The sequence below is a fragment of the Pseudomonas sp. FG43 genome (assembly GCF_057809175.1).
Map to the genome: position 1 here is coordinate 12,243 of NZ_JBMDJL010000032.1, position 21,498 is coordinate 33,740.

At 58.9% G+C, this 21,498-nt stretch carries 20 protein-coding genes; 19 read left to right on the plus strand and 1 reads right to left on the minus strand.

Annotation, left to right across the window (positions count from 1 at the left end):
• The first annotated feature begins 13 nt into the window (after positions 1–13).
• The 4 genes from ACODS3_RS25875 (at position 14) to ACODS3_RS25890 (ending at position 4,086) form a co-directional block, all read left to right on the plus strand.
• Positions 14–277, plus strand: coding sequence for a bacteriocin immunity protein (locus ACODS3_RS25875; protein ID WP_307726264.1), 264 nt, complete (start codon positions 14–16; stop codon positions 275–277).
• Between the two features lie 95 nt (positions 278–372).
• On the plus strand, positions 373–1,281 hold the full coding sequence (locus tag ACODS3_RS25880) for a 1-aminocyclopropane-1-carboxylate deaminase/D-cysteine desulfhydrase (RefSeq protein ID WP_489036882.1): 909 nt from the start codon (positions 373–375) through the stop codon (positions 1,279–1,281).
• Positions 1,282–1,384: 103 nt separating this feature from the next.
• The gene (locus ACODS3_RS25885) at positions 1,385–2,734 is read left to right on the plus strand and encodes an MFS transporter (RefSeq protein ID WP_201004812.1); all 1,350 of its coding nucleotides are present in this window, start codon (positions 1,385–1,387) and stop codon (positions 2,732–2,734) included.
• Between the two features lie 143 nt (positions 2,735–2,877).
• Positions 2,878–4,086 carry an MFS transporter gene (locus ACODS3_RS25890; protein ID WP_489036884.1) on the plus strand — a complete coding sequence of 403 codons (1,209 nt, stop codon included), beginning with the start codon at positions 2,878–2,880 and terminating at the stop codon, positions 4,084–4,086.
• Here ACODS3_RS25890 and ACODS3_RS25895 read toward each other — a convergent pair whose 3' ends face one another.
• Positions 4,087–5,070, minus strand: a complete 984-nt coding sequence (locus ACODS3_RS25895) for a DUF1853 family protein (protein ID WP_489036886.1) — start codon at positions 5,068–5,070, stop codon at positions 4,087–4,089.
• 200 nt (positions 5,071–5,270) lie between these two features.
• Here ACODS3_RS25895 and ACODS3_RS25900 point away from each other — a divergent pair, with 200 nt between their 5' ends.
• From ACODS3_RS25900 to ACODS3_RS25970, 15 genes are all read left to right on the plus strand, one after another.
• Entirely contained in the window at positions 5,271–6,161 is an 891-nt protein-coding gene (locus ACODS3_RS25900; protein ID WP_201004809.1) for an NAD(+) kinase, read from the plus strand.
• Positions 6,161–7,132, plus strand: a complete 972-nt coding sequence (locus tag ACODS3_RS25905; RefSeq protein ID WP_201004807.1) for a metallophosphoesterase — start codon at positions 6,161–6,163, stop codon at positions 7,130–7,132. The genes ACODS3_RS25900 and ACODS3_RS25905 overlap by 1 nt, the downstream gene beginning before the upstream one ends.
• A complete protein-coding gene (locus ACODS3_RS25910) occupies positions 7,129–8,001 on the plus strand; it encodes a rhomboid family intramembrane serine protease (protein WP_201018385.1) in 873 nt (290 codons plus the stop codon). The genes ACODS3_RS25905 and ACODS3_RS25910 overlap by 4 nt, the downstream gene beginning before the upstream one ends.
• A gap of 171 nt (positions 8,002–8,172) precedes the next feature.
• The gene (locus ACODS3_RS25915) at positions 8,173–8,433 is read left to right on the plus strand and encodes a YeaC family protein (RefSeq protein ID WP_122316551.1); all 261 of its coding nucleotides are present in this window, start codon (positions 8,173–8,175) and stop codon (positions 8,431–8,433) included.
• Entirely contained in the window at positions 8,430–9,263 is an 834-nt protein-coding gene (locus ACODS3_RS25920) for a DUF2797 domain-containing protein (protein WP_489036889.1), read from the plus strand. The genes ACODS3_RS25915 and ACODS3_RS25920 overlap by 4 nt, the downstream gene beginning before the upstream one ends.
• Before the next feature lie 11 nt (positions 9,264–9,274).
• Positions 9,275–11,935 (plus strand): aminopeptidase N, encoded by a 2,661-nt coding sequence (pepN, locus tag ACODS3_RS25925; protein ID WP_489036891.1) that lies wholly within the window; start codon positions 9,275–9,277, stop codon positions 11,933–11,935.
• A 383-nt stretch (positions 11,936–12,318) separates the two neighbouring features.
• On the plus strand, positions 12,319–12,972 hold the full coding sequence (locus ACODS3_RS25930; protein ID WP_201018387.1) for a YjfI family protein: 654 nt from the start codon (positions 12,319–12,321) through the stop codon (positions 12,970–12,972).
• Positions 12,973–12,998: 26 nt separating this feature from the next.
• Entirely contained in the window at positions 12,999–13,706 is a 708-nt protein-coding gene (locus tag ACODS3_RS25935; protein ID WP_489036893.1) for a PspA/IM30 family protein, read from the plus strand.
• A gap of 88 nt (positions 13,707–13,794) precedes the next feature.
• Positions 13,795–14,820 (plus strand): ion channel, encoded by a 1,026-nt coding sequence (locus tag ACODS3_RS25940; protein WP_201018388.1) that lies wholly within the window; start codon positions 13,795–13,797, stop codon positions 14,818–14,820.
• Positions 14,817–15,470 carry a YjfK family protein gene (locus ACODS3_RS25945; protein ID WP_201018389.1) on the plus strand — a complete coding sequence of 218 codons (654 nt, stop codon included), beginning with the start codon at positions 14,817–14,819 and terminating at the stop codon, positions 15,468–15,470. Before ACODS3_RS25940 ends, ACODS3_RS25945 begins: the two co-directional genes overlap by 4 nt.
• A 13-nt stretch (positions 15,471–15,483) precedes the next feature.
• A complete protein-coding gene (locus ACODS3_RS25950; protein ID WP_201004794.1) occupies positions 15,484–15,909 on the plus strand; it encodes a DUF350 domain-containing protein in 426 nt (141 codons plus the stop codon).
• Between the two features lie 27 nt (positions 15,910–15,936).
• Positions 15,937–16,689, plus strand: a complete 753-nt coding sequence (locus ACODS3_RS25955; protein WP_489036896.1) for a DUF1190 domain-containing protein — start codon at positions 15,937–15,939, stop codon at positions 16,687–16,689.
• Between the two features lie 12 nt (positions 16,690–16,701).
• Positions 16,702–17,859: a glutathionylspermidine synthase family protein gene (locus ACODS3_RS25960; RefSeq protein ID WP_201018390.1), complete on the plus strand. Its 1,158-nt coding sequence runs from the start codon at positions 16,702–16,704 to the stop codon at positions 17,857–17,859.
• Between the two features lie 146 nt (positions 17,860–18,005).
• On the plus strand, positions 18,006–19,046 hold the full coding sequence (locus tag ACODS3_RS25965; protein ID WP_236124217.1) for a WD40/YVTN/BNR-like repeat-containing protein: 1,041 nt from the start codon (positions 18,006–18,008) through the stop codon (positions 19,044–19,046).
• Between the two features lie 27 nt (positions 19,047–19,073).
• Positions 19,074–21,467, plus strand: coding sequence for an efflux RND transporter permease subunit (locus ACODS3_RS25970; protein WP_201018391.1), 2,394 nt, complete (start codon positions 19,074–19,076; stop codon positions 21,465–21,467).
• Positions 21,468–21,498 lie beyond the last annotated feature (31 nt).

A 21,498-nucleotide genomic window follows, 5' to 3' on the forward strand; every position in this document is an offset into this window, starting at 1 on the left:
TCGGAGGTGAAGCGTGGCTGAGTTGAAAAATAAAATCGAGGACTACACTGAACATGAATTTATCCGTTTTGTAACGGATATTTGCGTAGTCAACGCAGCAAGTGAAGCTGCGCACCGGAAATGGGTCAGGCACTTCAGGGCGATCATCGAGCATCCAGACGGGAGTGATCTCATTTATTACCCCCAGCCAGATGCAGACTCCTCCCCAGAAGGCATCGTGAACACCATCAAACAGTGGCGGGCCGAAAACGGCAAGCCGGGGTTCAAGGTCGAGTGATCGGCAAGTCTGAAAGTTGCTGAGTGCGGGGACCAAGGCCCAAGGGTATACAAAAACTGTACACTGCGGCCCGTCCTCTCATTCCTGATCTTTCCATGCTTGCCTCTGCACTGACCTGGCAACCCACAGCCCCTCTCGAACGTCTGAGCCTGCCCTGGTTGCAAAAGGCAGGCATCGAAGTCGCGATTCTGCGGCTGGACCTTATCGATCCGCTGATCAGCGGCAACAAGTGGTTCAAGCTCACCGAGCATCTGGCTTGCGCGGCTCAGGATGGAGCGGCGGGCGTCATCAGCCTTGGAGGCGCTCATTCCAATCATTTGCATGCGGTGGCGGCGGCGGGCAGGCGTTTTGGTTTTCCCACGGTGGGCTTGCTGCGCGGTCATGAGCAAGTGACGCCTACGGTGCTCGATCTGCAAGCCTTCGGGATGCAATTGCACTGGCTGGGTTATGGCGGTTATCGCGCTCGGCATGAGGAGGGCTTCTGGTTGCCATGGCAAGCGCAGTATCCCGAGCTGTATCCGATTCCTGAAGGTGGCGGCGGCATGCCCGGTGCCTTGGGCTGTGCCCGATTGCTGGACTTGATAAAAGAGCCGTTGCAGTCGCTGGGTTGGGATGATTATCACGGTTGGTGGCTGGCGGCGGGCACCGGGACCACTCTGGCCGGGCTGGTGCTGGCGGAGGCGGGCGCTCACCCTGTATATGGCGCGCTGGCGGTCCCGGATGATCATGGCGTCGCTCAGAATGTGGCTGCGTTGGTGGGCAGGTCTTCGTGTTACCAGTTGCTCGATGCCAGTCGCGGTAGTTTTGCCAGAACCGATGAGGATTTAATGGCGTTCATCGCCAACAGTGAAGCGCAAGGCGGTATCCCGCTGGAGCCGCTTTACACCGGCAAAGCGCTGCTGGCGCTGCACCATGAAGTCGCAGCCGGGCGCTTCATTTCGGGCACTCGCCTGATCTTTGTTCACACCGGTGGCCTGCAAGGCCGACGGGCAATGATGCCCTGAGGCAGAGGCGTCGTCCCTGACTACGTGGATGACACTTTTGGAGTAAAGCGTTCCATTCACTGTCTTGATAATCGGTCATCCCCCATCAATGGCCGAGGTCAGCATGACAACTACCGTCGTAGAGCAGGTCGATCCTGCTACTTTGAGAAAAGTCATCGTGGCAGCCGCCATCGGTAACTTTGTCGAATGGTTCGACTTTGCGGTCTATGGCTTTCTGGCGACCACCATCGCTTTGCAATTCTTCCCCAGCACCGACACCAGTGCCGCACTGCTGAAAACCTTTGCGGTCTTTGCCGTTGCCTTTGCCTTCCGGCCTCTGGGCGGGATTTTCTTTGGCATGCTGGGTGACAGGATCGGTCGCAAGCGCACGCTGGCCATCACCATCCTGTTGATGGCGGGCGCCACGACCCTGATCGGCCTGTTGCCCACATATGCAGCCATTGGCGTGACTGCTCCGATTCTGCTGACCATCATTCGCTGTGCTCAGGGTTTTTCGGCGGGTGGTGAGTATGCCGGGGCCTGCGCCTACCTGATGGAGCATGCGCCGAAAGACCAGCGCGCCTGGTATGGCAGTTTCCTGCCGGTCTCGACGTTCTCGGCCTTCGCTGCTGCTGCAGTGGTGGCTTATGCGCTGGAGGCGGCCTTGTCGGCAGAAACCATGGGCAGTTGGGGCTGGCGTCTGCCATTTCTGATTGCTGCGCCGCTGGGGCTGGTCGGTCTGTATCTGCGCTGGAGGCTGGACGAAACGCCGGCTTTTCAGGCCGTGACCGAAGAGCATGACGTGGCCCATTCGCCACTCAAGGAAACCCTGCGCAACCATGGCGCGGCCATCTGCTGTCTGGGGGCTTTCATTTCCCTGACGGCGCTGTCGTTCTACATGTTCACCACTTACTTCGCCACTTACCTGCAAGTGGCGGGTGGCTTGAGTCGGGCCACGGCGTTGCTGGTGTCGTTGATCGCCTTGTTGTTTGCCGCTGCGATCTGCCCGCTGGCCGGTGCTTATTCCGATCGGGTCGGACGACGCGCCACCGTGGTCACGGCCTGCGTATTGCTGATGCTGGTGGTGTTTCCGTCTTTCCTGATGGCCAGTTCGGGATCGTTCGCGGCTTCGATTTTCGGAGTGATGCTGTTGGCCATCGGCGCGGTGTTGTGCGGCGTTGTCACGGCAGCGCTGCTCTCGGAAACCTTCCCGACCCGCACCCGTTACACGGCATCGGCCATCACCTACAACATGGCCTACACCCTGTTCGGTGGCACTGCGCCGCTGGTAGCAACCTGGTTGATCAGCACTACCGGCAGTAACTTGTCGCCGGCCTTTTATCTGATTGCCGTAGCGGCTCTGGCACTGGCGGGTGGTCTGGCGTTGCCGGAAACCTCGAAGATTTCATTGCATGATGTGGCAGAGCGTGGAGAGGTGGGACCTGGTTCACGAATGAATTCGCTCCCGTCCTGAGTTCATTAAACCCATCGCAAACATGCAATAAAAAATGGCACGGGCGCCCTGAAAAATGGCACATTGGCGACCCTGCTTCGATATGACACATTTTGTAATATCAGAATCGGGGCACTCCAAAACCATTTTTACGGATGAAATGCATGGCGATCAGCGCTCAGCCCGGTTCTCCCGCGGCTTCGACGACTCCTCAGACCAGCCCATTAGTGATGCGTATTATCGGCGCGGTCGCCCTGGCGCATTTGATCAACGACCTGATCCAGGCTGTGCTGCCGTCGATCTATCCGATGCTCAAGGCCAGTTACGATTTGAGTTTCACCCAGATCGGGCTGATTACCCTGACCTTCCAGATCACGGCTTCGTTGTTGCAGCCCTGGGTCGGTTATTACACCGACCGGCATCCCAATCCGCTGGTCCTGCCTCTGGGTTCGATCTGTACCCTGATCGGCATTGTTATGCTGTCGATGGTGGGCAGTTTCCCATTGATTCTGGTGGCCTCGGCGCTTATCGGCATCGGCTCTTCGACCTTTCACCCTGAAGCCTCGCGTATTGCACGGCTGGCTTCGGGCGGGCGTTTTGGTCTGGCGCAATCGACCTTCCAGGTCGGTGGCAATACTGGCTCGGCATTCGGTCCGTTGCTGGCGGCTGCGATCATCATTCCTTTCGGCCAGGGCAATGTGGCCTGGATCGGCTTGTTTGCCCTGTTTTCCCTGGGCTTGCTGTACGCCATCAGCCGTTGGTATCGGGCACACCTGAACCTGTTCAAGCTCAAGGCCGGGCAGGCGGCGACCCATGGCCTGTCGAGAAAGCGGGTGATTCTGTCGCTGGGCATATTGGCGTTTCTGGTCTTCTCCAAGTTCTTCTACATGACCAGCCTCACCAGCTACTTCACGTTCTACCTGATCGAGAAGTTCGACCTGTCGGTGGCCAGTTCGCAGTTGCACCTGTTCCTGTTTCTGGGCGCGGTGGCGGCGGGCACGTTCTTTGGCGGCCCGATTGGCGACAAGATCGGCCGCAAGAAAGTGATCTGGTTTTCGATTCTCGGCGCGGCGCCTTTCACCCTGGCGCTGCCCTATGCCGATCTGTTCTGGACCAGCGTGCTGAGCGTCATTATCGGCTTCATTCTGGCGTCGGCGTTTTCGGCCATTGTGGTGTATGCCCAGGAACTGGTGCCGGGCAACGTGGGCATGATTGCCGGTATCTTCTTCGGCCTGATGTTCGGCTTTGGCGGGATCGGTGCGGCGTTGCTCGGTTATCTGGCCGATAGCCACGGCATTCTGTATGTCTACAACCTGTGCTCGTACCTGCCGTTGCTCGGCATCCTGACCATCTTGCTGCCGAAGACCAAGTGATCAGGCGGGTGGTATCGAGACAGCTTCCGAGCTGAGTGTGTTACTGGTGTCGGCCAGATTGGGCCACATGTCCGACACCAGAAACAGACGCTCTGCTTCTTCCCATTCCCCCTGCGGGTTCTGATTCAGGCGTACCAGCAGTTGCGCCGGAGCCAGTGGGTCGAGCTGTGTCAGCCAGTCCTGCAATTGCTCATGGCTCCAGGCTTGGGCGTAATGAGCGGGTGCCAGCCAGGCGTGACGTGGCAAAGGCTGCCAGCGCCCCGTCGGGCTTTGTGCGATGAATTCTTCCCAATCCCGTTGATGCAGCCAGAGCCCTTTGAGGTGCTGGCTATGGGCACCTGCCGGTGATCGGGCCTGTCCCGGCCAGGGATAGAGCAGATAGCCACCCAGCCATAACTCGGCCGTGAAGGCCTCGATTCCCAGCGCCGACAGCGTCGCCCGGCTTTCCGGGCGTGAGGACATCGGCAGTTGATGCTGGCTCAGGTGTGTAAGCTTGCGGTCCAGCCGGTCATGGCATCCAGGCCCCAGCCATTGCGCCGTGTCACTGCCATCGCCGTCCTGCGGCCCGAGATAGAGTTTGATGGCCAGTTCCACGTGATGCACGCCATCACGATCCCGCAGCAGCATGTCCAGTTCGCCCAGGGTGTGGCCTTCCAGACGAATCGGCAGGTTGGCGGCGATGATCTCGACTCCCGGCGCATGATGCACCGCGAACTGCCAGAGCCGTTCGTAGTAAAGCCCCAGCCTGCGTGTGGCGCTGAGCGACAGCCAGTGTTCCAGCGGGGAACTGTCCCGATCCAGTTGATACAGGAAGTCTGCCAGTTGATCGGGGTGCTGTACCCAGTCGCTGCCGGTCAATGGATGACGTTGCGGCCATGGCGTTGCATCGAGCATGGGCGGCGCGAGGATGACCCAGGCCAGGTCGCGCACCTCTGGGTGGCGCAACTGGCGGGGGAGGTCGATCAGGTCGGGAAATAGAGTCATGTACCGAGGATAGCCCCCATCCCCCCGTAGGAGCGAATTCACTCGCGAAGAACCGTGTACATTCACAGGCGATGCGTCGCCTGGGCTTCCTTCGCGAATGAATTCGCTCCTACGGGGTTGTGCATACATTGCCGCTAACCGGCCCTTTCGCCCATAATCCGTTTCTTTCAAGGCCGTATCGAACCCGCAGCAGGAGCCCCATGGAGCAATTTCGCAATATCGGCATCATCGGTCGTCTGGGCAGTGTTCAGGTGCTCGATACCGTTCGCCGACTCAAGAGATTCCTGTTGGACCGGCATCTGCACGTCATTCTGGAAGACACCATCGCTGAAGTACTGCCCGGCCACGGTCTGCAGACCTCGTCGCGCAAGATGCTCGGCGAAGTGTGCGACATGGTCATTGTGGTGGGCGGCGACGGCAGTCTGCTGGGCGCGGCGCGGGCGTTGGCCAAGCACAACGTTCCGGTATTGGGCATCAACCGTGGCAACCTGGGTTTTCTGACCGATATCCGTCCTGACGAACTGGAAGTGAAAGTCGCTGAAGTTCTGGATGGACACTATCTGGTGGAAAACCGCTTCCTGCTTCAGGCCGAAGTTCGCCGTCATGGTGAGGCCATTGGCCAGGGCGATGCACTCAACGATGTGGTGCTGCACCCCGGCAAGTCCACGCGGATGATCGAGTTCGAGATCTATATCGATGGCCAGTTCGTCTGTAGCCAGAAGGCCGACGGCCTGATCATCGCCACGCCTACCGGTTCGACTGCCTACGCGCTGTCGGCAGGTGGGCCGATCATGCATCCCAAGCTCGATGCCATCGTTATCGTGCCCATGTATCCGCACACGCTTTCTGGCCGCCCGATAGTGGTCGACGGCAACAGCGAGCTGAAAATCGTGGTGTCCAAGGACATGACCATCTATCCCCAGGTGTCCTGTGATGGGCAGAACCATTTCACTTGCGCACCGGGCGATACCATTACCGTCAGCAAGAAATCCCAGAAACTGCGCCTGATTCACCCGCTGGATCATAACTATTACGAAGTCTGCCGCACCAAGCTCGGCTGGGGCAGCAGACTCGGCGTCGGAGGCGACTGATGCTCGATCCTGCGCGTGGCTACGATCTGATCGGTGACGTGCACGGTTGTGCTCATACGCTTGAGCACTTGCTGGAGTTGCTCGGTTACCGTTTTCAGGCGGGCGTCTGGCGTCATCCTGAACGCAGGGTGATTTTCCTGGGCGATATCATTGACCGAGGCCCCCGGATCCGCGAGGCGCTGCATATCGTGCGCGACATGGTCCAGGCGGGTCAGGCCTATTGCATCATGGGCAACCATGAGTTCAATGCGCTGGGCTGGGTGACACCGGCCTTGCCCGAAGGCAGTCAGCGTTTCGTGCGCGAACATACGCCGCGTCATGCGCGGCTTATCGGCGAGACGCTTGCGCAGTTCGAGCAGTATCCGGCGGAGTGGAGCGAGTTTGTCCAATGGTTCTACGAGCTGCCGCTGTACATCGATGCAGGCCGTTTCCGCGTGGTTCACGCCTGCTGGGACCCAAGCCTGATCGAGCCCCTGCGTGGCTTGCACGGCAATGGCTGCATCGACAAGCATTTCGTCCAGGCTTCGGCGGTGCCCGGCAGTTTTGCCAGTGGCGTTTTCAACCGTCTGTTGCGCGGCACTGACATGCGCCTGCCCCATGGCTTGACCCTGACCGGCGGCGATGGCCTGTCCCGCGCTTTCTTCCGCACCAAATTCTGGGAAGACGACCCACAGACCTACGGCGATGTGGTGTTCCAGCCCGACGCCTTGCCCGAAGGCGTGGCCAAGACGCCGCTGTCCACTTCGGAAAAGAACGCCCTGTTGCGCTATGGCATCGACGAGCCATTGCTGTTCGTCGGCCATTACTGGCGTAGCGGCATACCTGCACCGATTCGCCCGAACCTGGCCTGCCTGGATTACAGCGCTGTGCTCTACGGCAAGCTGGTCGCGTATCGGCTGGATCAGGAAACACAGATCGATCCGGGTAAATTCGTCTGGGTCGATGTGCAGCGTCCCGAGGTTTCACAATGAACCCCGTTGCCGTTCTGCGCTTGCCCCTGAGCACCGATCTGACAGGCTTCATCAGCTTGCTTCAGCGTCTGGGCGTTCCTCATCGGGTCAGCGAGGAGGCGGGTGAGCAAGTGCTCTGGGTACCGGATGTAGGGCAACTGGCCGAAGAAGTGCGCAATTTGTACGCACGCTTTCCGGAGGGTGACGACACTTATGAGTTACCGCCTGGAGCCGCAGTGACCAAAGTGAAACGTCCAGGCTTCGCTCAGCAGTTGCGCAACAGCCCGATGACCGCACTGGTGCTGCTGGCGACCCTGGTCGTTGCCGGGCTCACCTTGTTGGGGGATGACCTCGATACCGTGCGCTGGCTGACGTTTCTGGACTTTCGGGTCCAGGATGAATACGCGATGTTCGTGCCTCTTGCCGACAGCCTGGCGGCAGGGGAGTGGTGGCGTATCTTCACCCCGATGCTGATCCACTTCGGAATTCTGCATCTGTCCATGAACGGCCTGTGGTACTGGGAGCTTGGGCGGCGCATCGAGCTGCGTCAGGGGCGCTGGCATCTGCTGGGCCTGACGCTGCTGTTCGCCGCGTTTTCCAACTCGGTCCAATATGCATTCGGTGGCCCGAGCCTGTTTGGCGGGTTATCGGGAGTTCTTTACGGGTTGCTGGGCCATTGCTGGATTTTCCAGTGGCTGGCGCCCAACCCGATCTACCGCATGCCACGTGGCGTGCTGATCATGATGCTGGTCTGGCTGGTGTTGTGTCTGTCCGGGCTGGTGAGCCTGCTGGGTTTTGGCGATATCGCCAACGGCGCTCATGTCGGTGGTCTGATTATTGGTTGTGTTACCGGCCTTGTGGGGGGTGCCATTGCCCGCCGCAGAGCCTAGGCTCTGTACGAAAAGTGGCTGCGCTCGGTGATGCTGCGTTAAAAACAGGCTCGGAATGCTCATTTACAACACGTAAACTCCGCTTCCTCGCCTGTTTTTGCCTTGCCTGACCTTCGCTCGCCGACTTTTCGTACAGAGCCTGGAATTGCCCCCTATTTTCTGGAGTACAGAATGTCCTCTTTTGCTGAAATGATTGAAAACATCACCCCCGATATCTACGAGAGCCTGAAGCTGGCTGTGGAAATCGGTAAGTGGTCCGATGGCCGCAAGCTGACCCAGGAGCAGCGCGAGCTGTCCTTGCAGGCGTTGATCGCCTGGGAAGCGCAGAACCTGCCGGAAGACCAGCGCATCGGTTACATGGGCCCGCAGGAATGTGCGTCCAAATCCGAGCCGGTGGCCAATATCCTGTTCAAGTCGGATGCCATCCATTGATCGAGCTTGGTCGCGGAGCAGTCAACAAAATGTCGGCGCGCCAGGATGCGGCGCCCTTCGTGCAATACAGCTTTCGGCTGGGCGATGCAGAAATCCCCGTCAACCCGCTGATCGGCAAGACGATACGCCTGGAATATCTGGGCGCCATCCATTGCAGCCATTGCGGTCGCAAGACCAAATCCAGCTACAGCCAGGGTTATTGCTACCCGTGCATGCTCAAGCTGGCCCAGTGTGATGTGTGCATCATGAGCCCGGAGAAGTGCCATCACGAGCACGGCACTTGCCGGGACCCGTCCTGGGGCGAGCAGTTCTGCATGACCGACCATATCGTCTATCTCGCCAACTCATCGGGCGTGAAGGTCGGTATCACCCGGGCCACCCAGTTGCCGACCCGCTGGCTGGACCAGGGCGCGAGCCAGGCCTTGCCTATTTTGCGTGTGGCGACCCGGCAGCAGTCCGGTTTCGTCGAAGACCTGCTGCGCAGTCAGGTCGCCGACCGTACCAACTGGCGCGCCTTGCTCAAGGGCGATGCCCAGCCGGTGGATCTCAAGGCCATCCGTCAGGAACTGTTCGACACTTGCGCTGCCGGATTACAGGAGTTGCAAGGCCGGTTCGGCCTGCAGGCCATCCAGTTGCTGCATGATGCCGAGCCTGTAGAGTTTCGTTATCCGGTCGAGGCGTATCCGACCAAGATTGTCAGTTTCAACCTGGACAAGAACCCGATTGCCGAGGGCACGCTGCTGGGGATCAAGGGCCAATACCTGATTTTCGATACCGGCGTGATCAATATTCGCAAGTACACGGCCTATCAACTGGCCGTGCATCAGTAAAGGATTCCAGTATGCGTACTGAGCAACCGAAAATGATTTACCTGAAGGATTATCAGGCGCCTGACTATCTGATTGACGAAACGCACCTGACATTCGAGTTGTTCGACGACCACTCTCTGGTGCATGCGCAACTGGTCATGCGTCGTAATCCCGAGCGTGGCGCAGGCCTGCCGCCGCTGGTGCTGGATGGCCAGCTTCTGGAGCTTGTGTCGCTGCAACTGGATGATGTCGAGCTGAGCGCAGGTGATTATCAACTGACGCCGGACCATCTGACGCTGCACCCCAAGGCCGAGCGTTTCACGGTCGACAGCACTGTGCGCATCCACCCGGAAACCAATACCGCACTGGAAGGCCTGTACAAGTCCAGCGGCATGTTCTGTACCCAGTGCGAGGCCGAAGGCTTCCGCAAGATCACCTATTACCTCGACCGCCCGGACGTGATGAGCAAGTTCACCACGACCCTGAGCGCCGACAAGCATGATTTCCCGGTACTGCTCTCCAATGGCAACCCGATTGCCAGTGGCCAGGAAGACGACGGTCGGCACTGGGCGACCTGGGAAGACCCGTTCATGAAACCGGCTTACCTGTTCGCGCTGGTGGCCGGTGATCTGTGGTGTGTCGAAGACACGTTCACCACCATGAGCGAGCGTGTCGTGACCCTGCGCATCTATGTCGAGCCGGAAAACATCGACAAGTGCCAGCACGCCATGGACAGCCTGAAGAAATCCATGCGCTGGGACGAAGAAACCTACGGTCGCGAATACGACCTGGATATCTTCATGATCGTGGCCGTCAACGACTTCAACATGGGCGCGATGGAGAACAAGGGCCTCAACATCTTCAACTCCAGTGCCGTGCTGGCCCGTGCCGAAACCGCCACCGACGCCGCTCACCAGCGTGTCGAAGCGATTGTGGCCCACGAGTATTTCCACAACTGGTCGGGCAACCGCGTGACCTGCCGTGACTGGTTCCAGCTGTCGCTCAAGGAAGGTTTCACGGTGTTCCGCGACTCCGGCTTCTCGGCGGACATGAACTCGGCCACGGTCAAGCGCATTCAGGACGTCGCTTACCTGCGCACTCACCAGTTTGCCGAAGATGCCGGCCCCATGGCCCATGCCGTGCGCCCGGACAGCTTTATCGAGATTTCCAACTTCTACACCCTGACTGTCTATGAAAAGGGCTCCGAAGTCGTTGGCATGATCCACACCCTGCTGGGCGCCGAAGGCTTCCGCAAGGGCAGCGATCTGTACTTCGAGCGCCACGACGGGCAGGCCGTGACCTGTGACGATTTCATCAAGGCCATGGAAGACGCCAATGGCGTGGACCTGACTCAGTTCAAGCGCTGGTACAGCCAGGCCGGTACGCCGCGTCTGGCGGTCAGCGAGTCCTACGACAGTTCTGCGCGCACCTACAGCCTGACCTTCCGTCAGAGCTGCCCGCAGACGCCGGACAAACAGGAAAAGCAGCCGTTCGTGATTCCGGTTGCGCTGGGCTTGCTGGACAAGCAGGGTGGCGAGGTCGCGCTGCGTCTGTCCGGTGAAGCAGCGGCCAGCGGGACTTCCCGCGTGCTGTCGGTGACCGAGGCCGAGCAGACGTTCACCTTTGTCGATATCGCTGAAAAGCCGCTGCCGTCGCTGCTGCGTGGTTTCTCGGCTCCGGTCAAACTCAGCTTCCCCTATGACCGCGACCAGTTAATGTTCCTGATGCAGCACGACAGCGATGGCTTCAATCGCTGGGATGCAGGTCAGCAGTTGTCTGTTCAAGTGTTGCAGGAGTTGATTGCCCAGCATCAGCAAGGTCAGCCATTGGTCATGGATCAGCGTCTGGTAACAGCATTGGGCACTGTGCTGGCAGATGAACAACTGGATCAGGCCATGGTCGCGGAAATGCTGTCGCTGCCGGGTGAGGCGTACCTCACTGAAATCAGCGAAGTGGCGGATGTCGATGCCATTCACGCGGCCCGCGAGTTTGCGCGTCAGCAGATTGCCGACAGCTTGTTCGATGCGCTGTGGGCGCGTTATCAGGCCAATCGCAGCCTGTCGAAAACCACGCCTTACATTGCCGAAGCCGAGCATTTCGCCCGCCGCAGCCTGCAGAACATTGCGCTGTCGTACCTGATGCTCAGCGCCAAGCCACAGGTTCTTGAGGCGGCCATCGAGCAGTTCGATGCCTCCGATAACATGACCGAACGCCTGACAGCGCTGGCCGTGCTGGTCAATTCGCCGTTCACTGAAGAGCGCGCCAAGGCATTGGCCGTTTTTGCCGAAAACTTCAAAGGCAACCCGCTGGTCATGGATCAGTGGTTCAGCGTCCAGGCGGGCAGCACCCAGCCGGGTGGCCTGCAACGGGTCAAGGAGCTGATGCAGCATCCGGCGTTCAACATCAAGAACCCGAACAAGGTCCGCGCCCTGATCGGTGCTTTCGCTGGCCAGAACCTGATCAACTTCCATGCAGCGGATGGCTCCGGCTATCGCTTCCTGGCGGATCTGGTGATCGAGCTCAACGGCTTCAACCCGCAGATCGCCTCTCGCCAACTGGCGCCGTTGACCCGCTGGCGCAAGTACGACAGCGCCCGTCAGGCGTTGATGAAGGCCGAACTGGAGCGTATCCGCAGCTCTGGCGAGCTGTCGGCCGACGTGTTCGAGGTGGTGAGCAAAAGTCTGGCGGTGTAAGGCTTGATGCGGCATTGAGTGCGTCATTCGCACTCTTGAAAAAGGTGCTGTTCGCGGTTGCGGACAGCGCCTTTTTCACGTTTGGAATCGTGCCGTTTCAGGCCTGAAAAAATATCACATGTGATACGTATCCATCCTTGATGGCATCTGCTACGTTGCGCACCTGATCCAAGGTGAAATTACAGGATAGTGTTGATCAGTTAATAGGCTGATTTCAAAAAACAGGTGGCAAGGTCACAGTCCGTGGGAGGGGCCTTGGCCGCGACAACCAGCTTTCAGGCGCTGAAAATGTATTGCCTGTAAGCAAGTCGTCGCGGCCAAGGCCCCTCCCACAAGTGACATATGCCTTAACTGATCGGCATTAAAATTACAGGGGGACGCCAATGCCTCGTAAAGCCAAAGGCGACAGTTCAACTCTCCCGGCCAAGGTGTCAAAGAGTTCCACCGATTACATGCGTGAAATGCGTCTGCGACTCAAGGAAGCGGGTCTGGTCAAGCGTGAGTTCTGGATCCGCCCCGAAAACGTCGATGCGTTGCGCGGCATCGAAAAAGCGCTAAGGCAGCCCTTTCTGGGCGAGAGAATCAAATTGGAGGATTTCATGACCGAGAACACCAACTGGACCATCAGCTCCCTGCAGAAGTCTCTGGCCGAACTGGATCTGGTCACTCAAGGGGAAATTGAGCTGGCCGTGACCGAAGGTGCCGAGGCCGGTATCCGTCTGACCATGAAAGGCTATGGCGACCTGCCGATCTACATCGCGGTGGCGGGCGATCAGGTCCTGGCCGATGCCACTTTGATCGAAGTCAGCAGCATCAAGGACGTGGCCGCCTTCAACAATGTCGTCCTGCGTAGCCGTGACCTGTTTCCGCTGTCATCGGTCGGTATCGAGACCCTGGCCGACGACCAGGAAGTCTACTGCCTGTTTGGCGCATTGAGCGCCGCATCGTCCCTGACGGTAATCGTTCAGGAAATCTTCACCCTTGCGGACAACGTGATCCGTGCGGCCGAAGCTTTTGACGATCATTTCATCCGCTGAATAGCCCTGTCAGGAGGAGAGAATTCATGACCACAAGTATCTGGAAAAAACTGGTGACTGCCGTTCGTGGCGGTGCCTCTGAAGTGGGCGAGTCGATTGTCGATGCCAATGCCATCCGTATTCTGGACCAGGAAATCCGCGACGCCGAGAGCGCGCTGGTCAAGGCCCGCGACGGTCTGATCACCATCAAGGCCAAGCACAAGCTGTCCGCTCAGCGTCTTGAAGAGCACGCCACCAGCATTGCCAACTGGGAAGGCCGCGCTCTGCAGGCGTTGAACAAGGGTGAAGAAGGCCTGGCTGTGGAATGCGCCGCAAAAATCGCGGAGATCGAAGCCCTGCGCGATCAGGAGCAGGAGCTGGCCGATCAGTTCAACAAGCAGGTCAACCTGTTGCAGGATCAGGTGCTCAAGGCCGAGTCGCGGATCAAGGGCCTCAAGCAGCAGGTCGAGATGGCCAAGGCGCGTGAAACCGTGCAAAAGGCGCGGGTCGCGACAGCCACGGCTACCGGCGGCGCCAGCGGCGCTGTGGAAAATGCGGTGAGTTCTCTGGCGCGTCTGAAACAGCGTCAGGATGAACAGGACGCCAAGCTGGAAGCGGCTGAAGAACTGGCCAGCCAGTCCAATGGCAGCGACCTCGAGCGCCGCCTGCAAGACGCTGGTATCGGTGCGAAGAATGGCGGTGCCGAAGATGTGTTGGCGCGCCTGAAAGCCCGCAACCAGACACCGGCCCAGTAAGTCGTCTGGAAGGGATGGTCGACAAAGGTCATCCCATGCCTTTGCCGTGGCTGTATGGAAGTGAACGCTGACTCAAGGATTTGAACGGATGACCCTGTTTCTGTTGCTTCGGCGTCACGCATCGGTGTTCTTCGACCGGTTCGGCTGGGCTGGCATCGGTATGTTGCTGGTCGTGCATTACGCCGTTTCATGGTTGCTGTTGACGTTGGCCAATGAGGAGCATCTGCTCCAGGGCGCTGATTTCACCTATTTCTACCTGACCACTGCCACCACTGTCGGTTATGGCGATCTGTCGCCCAAATCCGGCTGGGGCAAGGTCATCACTACCACCTGGATCATGCTGGGCGGTATCGCCTTGCTGACCGCCGTGATCGGCAAGGCTTCGACTTCGGTCGGCGATATCTGGAGACGAAACATGAAGGGACAGGGCGATTGCTCTGCACTCAAGGGCCATACGGTTCTTGTGGGCTGGGATGGCGAGTCCAGCGAACGCATTGTCGAACTGCTCGATCAGGACGCCTCGACCAGTGGCGGCGGGCTGGTGATCTGCGACTCGATCATCGCGGAAAACCCCATGCCGGGCCGGGCATCTTTCATCAAGGGCGACTCGCTGGATTCGCCTGCACTGTTGATCCGGGCAGGCGTCATCGGTGCCCAGCGGATTCTGGTGCATACCCAGTCTGACAGCCTGACCCTGGCCATCGTGCTGACGCTCAAGAGCCTGGGACCCTCTGGCCATGTCGTGGCCCACTTCAATAATTCCGAACGGGCGGCACTGGCCAGAACCTATGCGCCCGAGCTGGAATGCACGTCGAACATGGCTATTGAAATGCTGGTCCGCTCCTCCCAGGACCCAGGCTCCAGCAGTGTTATCAACGAACTTTTGTGCATCGGTCAGGGCGCGACGCAATTCCGGCATGTGCTGCCCGCTGATTTCACTTCCTCTTGCGGCGAGCTGTATGTGCGCCTGCGTCAGGAGTTCAATGCCACGCTGATCGGTTATCGCACGTCTGCCAATGGGCAGTTCGAGATCAATCCTGCCAATGACGTGATCATTCGCGGCGGGGAAATTTTCTACATCGCTTCCAGTCGACTGCAAGAGGATGCGCTATGAGTTGGTTCAAACGTGTCATGGGGCTGGAGGCACCCAAGGCGTCCGGTAACGCCAGCGGGCCGAGCAGCCCGTTTGGTCTGGCTTCAGGGCGCATGCTGTGCCTGGATTCTTCGCTGAAAATGCTGCTCGACGGCCACTCCGAAGTGGTTGTGCCGGGCGATGAAAAGGTCTGGGCCGTGGGCCGTATCGATCTGGGCCAGTCGATGTTCATCCATCGTTTCTATCTGGATAACGAAGATTACTTCCTGCAAGTGGTCAGCAACGGCCGCAATCCTGAAGACGTCCAGGACATCATTCTGTTCGGCTATTACAGTGCCTCGCCTATTGCCAGCAAGGATGAATTGCTGCGTCTGACCGGCCCGTCCTCGAAGATCGGCCTGCCGACCTATGAGCACGACGGCGAAGTGTTCGAGCGCCAGTGGGGAACCGAAACCGGACAGACCGAACTGACGCCCATGGACGAAGATGTGTCCAGCCCTGACGGCGGCTATCGCATCAAGCACCTGAGCATGCTGTACGCCCGCGAAACGGGCTTGATCAACCGGCGGGAATTTCTGCTGTTTTCGGTAGAAGAAGACGAAGAGGGTGTCATCACCCTGACAACGGCGGTTGGTGTAACGCTGCAATCCACTGATATCAACGTTCTATGACAAGGAAATCCTCATGATCGACGCGCTGCGTATGTCGCTCAACGCCACAGCCGTGTTTGGTTTCATCATGTACATCGTGGTGGCGGCGATTCTGTTCGCCCTGTTCCAGTTCATCTACAGCCGCGTCACGCCGCACAAGGAATTTGCCCTGATCCGCGAGAACAATGTCGCGGCAGCCCTTGCGCTGGGCGGCTCGCTGATCGGTTTTGCGCTGCCGGCCAGCAATATCATCACCTACAGCGTCGGCATTCTGGACGTGATCGTCTGGGTGGTGATCGCGGCGGTGGTGCAACTGCTGGCGTTCGGGGTTACCAGTCTGGTACTCAAGGGCCTTTCGGCGCGTATTGCCAGAGGCGAGACGGCGGCGGCGATCTACTCGGCCAGTGTCGCGATCAGCGTCGGTCTGCTCAACGCGGCCTGCATGACCCCTTCGGTCTGACAGCGGCTACGGTCAAGGAGACTCACGATGAGACGCAGTACCACAAAACTTGTGCTCGCCAGTACGCTTCCTCTTGCCATGTCGGCGTGCAGCCAGGCTGAAGACGTACCGGAATTCACCGCGCAGACCAATTTCAGCTCGGTCCAGGCCTGTGTCGATTCCAAGGTGCCTGTGGATGTGTGTTCCGACGCCTACATGCAGGCCCTGTCGGATCACCGCAGCATTGCTCCGGTTTATGATGACAAGGCTTCCTGTGAAACTGACTTCATTCCGGATTATTGCCAGATAACGTCCGAAGGCAAATACATGCCCAAGATGGGCGGGTTCGAGCTGGCATTCTCCGGAAATGTGCCGAAAGACACCCTCGCCAGGGTGCATCAGGAAGTCGCCCAGGCCAACCCCGGTGGCAGCGAAGGTCTGCTCACAGGCTTGCTGATCGGTAACCTGCTCAGCAGCGGTTTTGGCAGTAACCGCTACTATTCGCAGCCCGTGTATCAGGCGCGTGACGACCGTGGCAGTTTCTACATGTCGTCATTGCCTGCGCAGATCGATCGCGGCAAGACCTTTGGCGGCTCGACTCAGGCCCGTACCAGCCCGGCAAGGACTTACAGCCGCAGTACGCTGGGACGAAGCCTGGAGAGCACTCCAAGATCCACGGTCTCTTCGACCATCTCAAAGTCCTCGGTATCCTCGACTATCTCTCGTGGCGGTTTTGGCAGTGAGGCTACGGCGCGCAGCGGTTGGGGCAGCAAGAGCAGCAGTTTCAGTTTTGGCGGTTAAGGGATTGCCCCGATGAAAAAGATCAGCGTCCAGGAACGCCCGGACTGGCGAAGCACCGCAGAGCGTGAGGGGTTCAACTTTCACACTATCGATGGCGAACGCTATTGGGATGAGCGCGGGTATTACCTGTTCACCGAGCAGCAGATCACCCGCGATCTTGAAGCGCCGACCCAGGAGCTTCACCAGATGTGCCTGGATGCTGTGTCGCGGATCGTGGACAGCGAAGAACTGCTGGGGCAACTGGCGATTCCCGAAGCGTTCTTCGACCTGATCCGCAGCTCATGGAAGCAAGGTCATCCGCATCTGTACGGGCGTTTCGACTTTGCCTACGACGGCACCGGCCCGGCGAAGATGTATGAAATCAATGCCGATACGCCCACCAGCCTGATGGAAGCCGGCGCATTTCAGTTGCTCTGGCTCGAAGAGCAGATGGAGCGGGGCGTGCTGCCCGCTCATGCCACTCAGTTCAACTCCATTGCGGAGGATGTTGTACGGGCCTTTGCCGAGTTTCCGCGCACCAGCCCGTTCTACTTTTCGTCGATGTCCGGCTCGGTCGAGGATCGGGGCACCACGGATTTTCTGCGCCGCATGGCGGCCCATGTCGGTATCGATGCGCGGCATATCGATATCGAAGATATCGGGCTCACGGCCGATGGTCGTTTTGTGGACATGGAAGGGCGCTGGATCGAGCGGCTGTTCAAGCTGCATGCCTGGGAGCATATCTTCCACGAGCCGTTCGGCCAGCATGTGGCGGCCAGCGGCACCCAGTTCGTCGAGCCTGCCTGGAAATCGATCCTGAGCAACAAGGGCATATTGCCTTTGCTCTGGCAGTTCAACGAAGGCCATCCGAATCTGCTGCCTGCCCATATCGACCGCAACCCCGAAAAGCCTGTCCCTAAAGGCTGGGTGCGCAAGCCGTATTTTTCCCGCGAGGGGGCCAATATCGAGATGCGCACACCGGGCGATCAGGTCATTGCCGTCGACGGGCCGTACACCGATGCGCCCTACATCCTGCAAGCCTATTCGCCACTGCCGAAATTCGACGAGAGCTACACCCTGATCGGCTCCTGGGTGATCGGCGACCTGGCATCGGGGATCGGTATCCGCGAAGACGAGAGCCTGATCACCAAGGACAGCAGCCGGTTCTTGCCTCATGTCGTGATTGATTGATGCCCCACCGGCTCTTAACAAAACATAACGACTTGCCGATTGTCACGGATTTGAAAAGCCGACTAGGATGTGACTGCTTCCAAAAGGGTAAGGCTAGAGCGTTCTGGCCCACAGAAAACACCTGATAACAATAACGGGAGAAGTCCATGAGTGAGCCATTCATCCGGCGCACCCGATCATCCGCGGGCATGTCCCTGGCGCTTTGCATTGCGCTTCTGGCATCGGCGACTGTTTCACAAGCCGCTTCCGATCCTGCAAAACCCTCCGCAGACGCTGTCTATTCCATCGAATCCGCCAAGGCCGCTCGTGGCCTGTTGCTGGATGTGGCCCATGCCGGGGCGCGGCTGGTGGTGGTTGGCGATCACGGCCATATTCTCTATTCCGACGATCAGGGCAAGAGCTGGGTCCAGGCCAAAGTGCCGACCCGCCAATTGCTGACGGCGGTGTACTTCGTTGATGAACAGCACGGCTGGGCTGTCGGCCATGATGCTCAGGTGCTTGCCAGCAGCGATGGTGGCAAGACCTGGAACAAGCAGTTCGAGGACCTCAAGCGTGAGGCACCTCTGCTGGATGTCTGGTTCAAGGACCTGGACCACGGTTTTGCAGTGGGGGCCTATGGCGCATTGTTGACCACCACCGATGGCGGCAAGCACTGGGAAGATGTCAGCGACCGGCTCGATAACGAAGACCAGTTCCACCTCAACGGCATTGCTCAGGTCAAGGATGCGGGCCTGTTCATCGTCGGCGAGGCGGGCAGCATGTTTCGCTCCGGCGATGACGGCCAGAGCTGGGAAAAGCTCGAAGGTCCTTATCAAGGCTCGCTGTTCGGTGTGATCGGCACCGCTCAGCCCTCGACGCTATTGGCCTATGGCCTGCGCGGCAACCTGTTTCGCTCCACCGATTTTGGCGACACCTGGGAAACCATCTCCTTGAATGCAGCCCGTGGGCCGCTGGAGTTTGGCCTGGCCAATGCTTCTCTGCTGGCCGACGGTTCGCTGGTTCTGGTGGGCAATGGCGGCAGTGTCATGCGCAGTACCGATGATGGCCAGACGTTTCAGATCTTCAATCGCCCCGACCGTATTTCACTGGCGGGGGTGACCAGCAATGACCGAGGCAATCTGATTCTGGTAGGGCAGGGAGGCGTGCGCGTCGCCTCGCCTACGGGTGCCGAGACGACCCAACAATAAGAACCTTCAGGGCGGGGACATTCAGGCATGACCAACCTTCATCACGAACAGCAGCACAAAGGCGACAAGGCGACGTTCCTTGAACGCCTGATCTTCAACAATCGCCCGACGGTGATCCTGCTGTGTCTGCTGACCAGCATCTTTCTGTTCTGGCAGGCTCTCCAGGTCAGACCCTCCACCAGTTTCGAGAAGATGATCCCGCTGGATCATCCTTTCATCCAGAACATGATGGCGCACCGCAATGACCTGGCAAACCTGGGCAATACCGTGCGCATTTCCGTCGAAGCACTGGATGGCGACATCTTCTCCAAGGGCTACATGGAAACCCTGCGCGAGATCAACGACGAGGTGTTCTACATCTCCGGTGTGGACCGCTCGGGCCTCAAGTCGCTGTGGAGCCCCAGCGTTCGTTGGACCGAAGTGACCGAAGAGGGCTTTGCCGGTGGCGAAGTCATCCCCCAGAGCTATGACGGCTCGGACAAGAGCCTCGATCAGTTGCGCAACAACGTGCTCAAGTCCGGGCAGGTAGGGCGGCTGGTGGCCAACGACTTCAAGTCCAGCATCATCGATGTGCCGTTGATGGAGTCCTACCCGGACCCGGCGGATCAGGGCAAGTTGCTCGCTCTGGATTACCAGCAGTTCTCCCATCAGCTCGAAGAAAAGATCCGCGACAAATATCAGGCGCAGAACCCGAACATCAAGATTCACATCGTCGGCTTCGCCAAGAAGGTCGGTGACCTGATCGACGGCCTGTTCATGGTGGTGATGTTCTTCGGCGTCGCCTTTGTCATTACCCTGGTCCTGCTGATCTGGTTCACCCGCTGCATCCGCAGCACCATCGCGGTATTGAGCACCACGCTGATTGCCGTGATCTGGCAGCTCGGCTTGATGCATGTGGTGGGCTTTGGTATCGATCCGTATTCGATGCTGGTGCCGTTCCTGATCTTCGCCATCGGCATTTCCCATGGCGTGCAGAAGATCAACGGTATCGCGCTGCAATCCAGCGATGCAGAGAATGCCCTGACCGCTGCGCGCCGCACTTTCCGCCAGTTGTTCCTGCCGGGGATGATTGCGATTCTGGCCGATGCGGTGGGCTTCATTACCCTGCTGATCATCGATATCGGAGTGATCCGCGAACTGGCCATCGGCGCTTCCATTGGTGTGGCGGTGATCGTGTTCACCAACCTGATCCTGTTGCCGGTGGCGATTTCCTATGTCGGCATCAGCAAGAGAGCGGTGGTGCGCAGCAAGCAGGATGCGGTGTCCGAGCATCCGTTCTGGCGTCTGCTGTCGAACTTCGCCAGCCCGAAAGTGGCACCGGTTTCTGTGGTTCTGGCGCTGCTGGCCTTTGGTGGTGGCCTCTGGTACAGCCAGAACCTGAAGATCGGCGACCTCGATCAGGGTGCTCCCGAATTGCGTCCCGACTCGCGCTACAACCAGGACAACAATTTCATCATCAGCCACTACTCCACCAGTTCGGACGTGCTGGTGGTGATGGTCAAGACTCCGCGTGAGGGCTGCTCGGCTTATCCGACCATGTCGGCCATCAACGAGCTGGCCTGGAAGATGGAGAATACGCAGGGCGTGCAGTCGGCCATTTCGCTGGTGACCGTTTCCAAGCAGGTCATCAAGGGCATGAACGAGGGCAACCTGAAATGGGAATCCCTGTCGCGCAACAAGGATGTGCTCAACAGCTCCATCGCCCGCGCCGACGGCCTGTATAACAACGATTGCTCCCTGGCACCGCTGCTGGTGTTCCTCAACGATCACAAGGCCGAAACCCTGGACCGCGCCGTGCATGCGGTGCAGGACTTTGCCAAGGAGAACAACACGCCGGACCTGCAATTCCTGCTGGCAGCCGGTAATGCCGGGATCGAGGCGGCGACCAACGAAGTGATCAAGCAGTCCGAGCTGATCATCCTGATCCTGGTTTATATCTGTGTCGCGGCCATGTGCATGATCACCTTCCGTTCCTGGGCGGCGACACTGTGTATCGTCCTGCCACTGGTACTGACCTCGGTGCTGGGTAATGCGCTGATGGCGTTCATGGGCATCGGCGTGAAGGTCGCGACCTTGCCGGTGGTGGCGCTGGGTGTGGGGATCGGTGTCGATTACGGCATTTACATCTACAGCCGCCTGGAGAGTTTCCTGCGTGCAGGCTTGCCATTGCAGGAGGCCTATTACGAAACCCTCAAGTCCACAGGCAAGGCCGTGCTGTTCACAGGCCTGTGCCTGGCGATTGGGGTCTGCACCTGGATCTTCTCTGCGATCAAGTTCCAGGCGGACATGGGCCTGATGCTGACCTTCATGCTGCTGTGGAACATGTTCGGCGCACTATGGCTGCTGCCAGCGCTGGCACGGTTCCTGATCAAGCCGGAGAAAATGGCCGGGAAGGTGGGGAATTCGCTGTTTTCCCATTGATTGACTGTCGCGGCCAAGGCTCTTGTGGGAG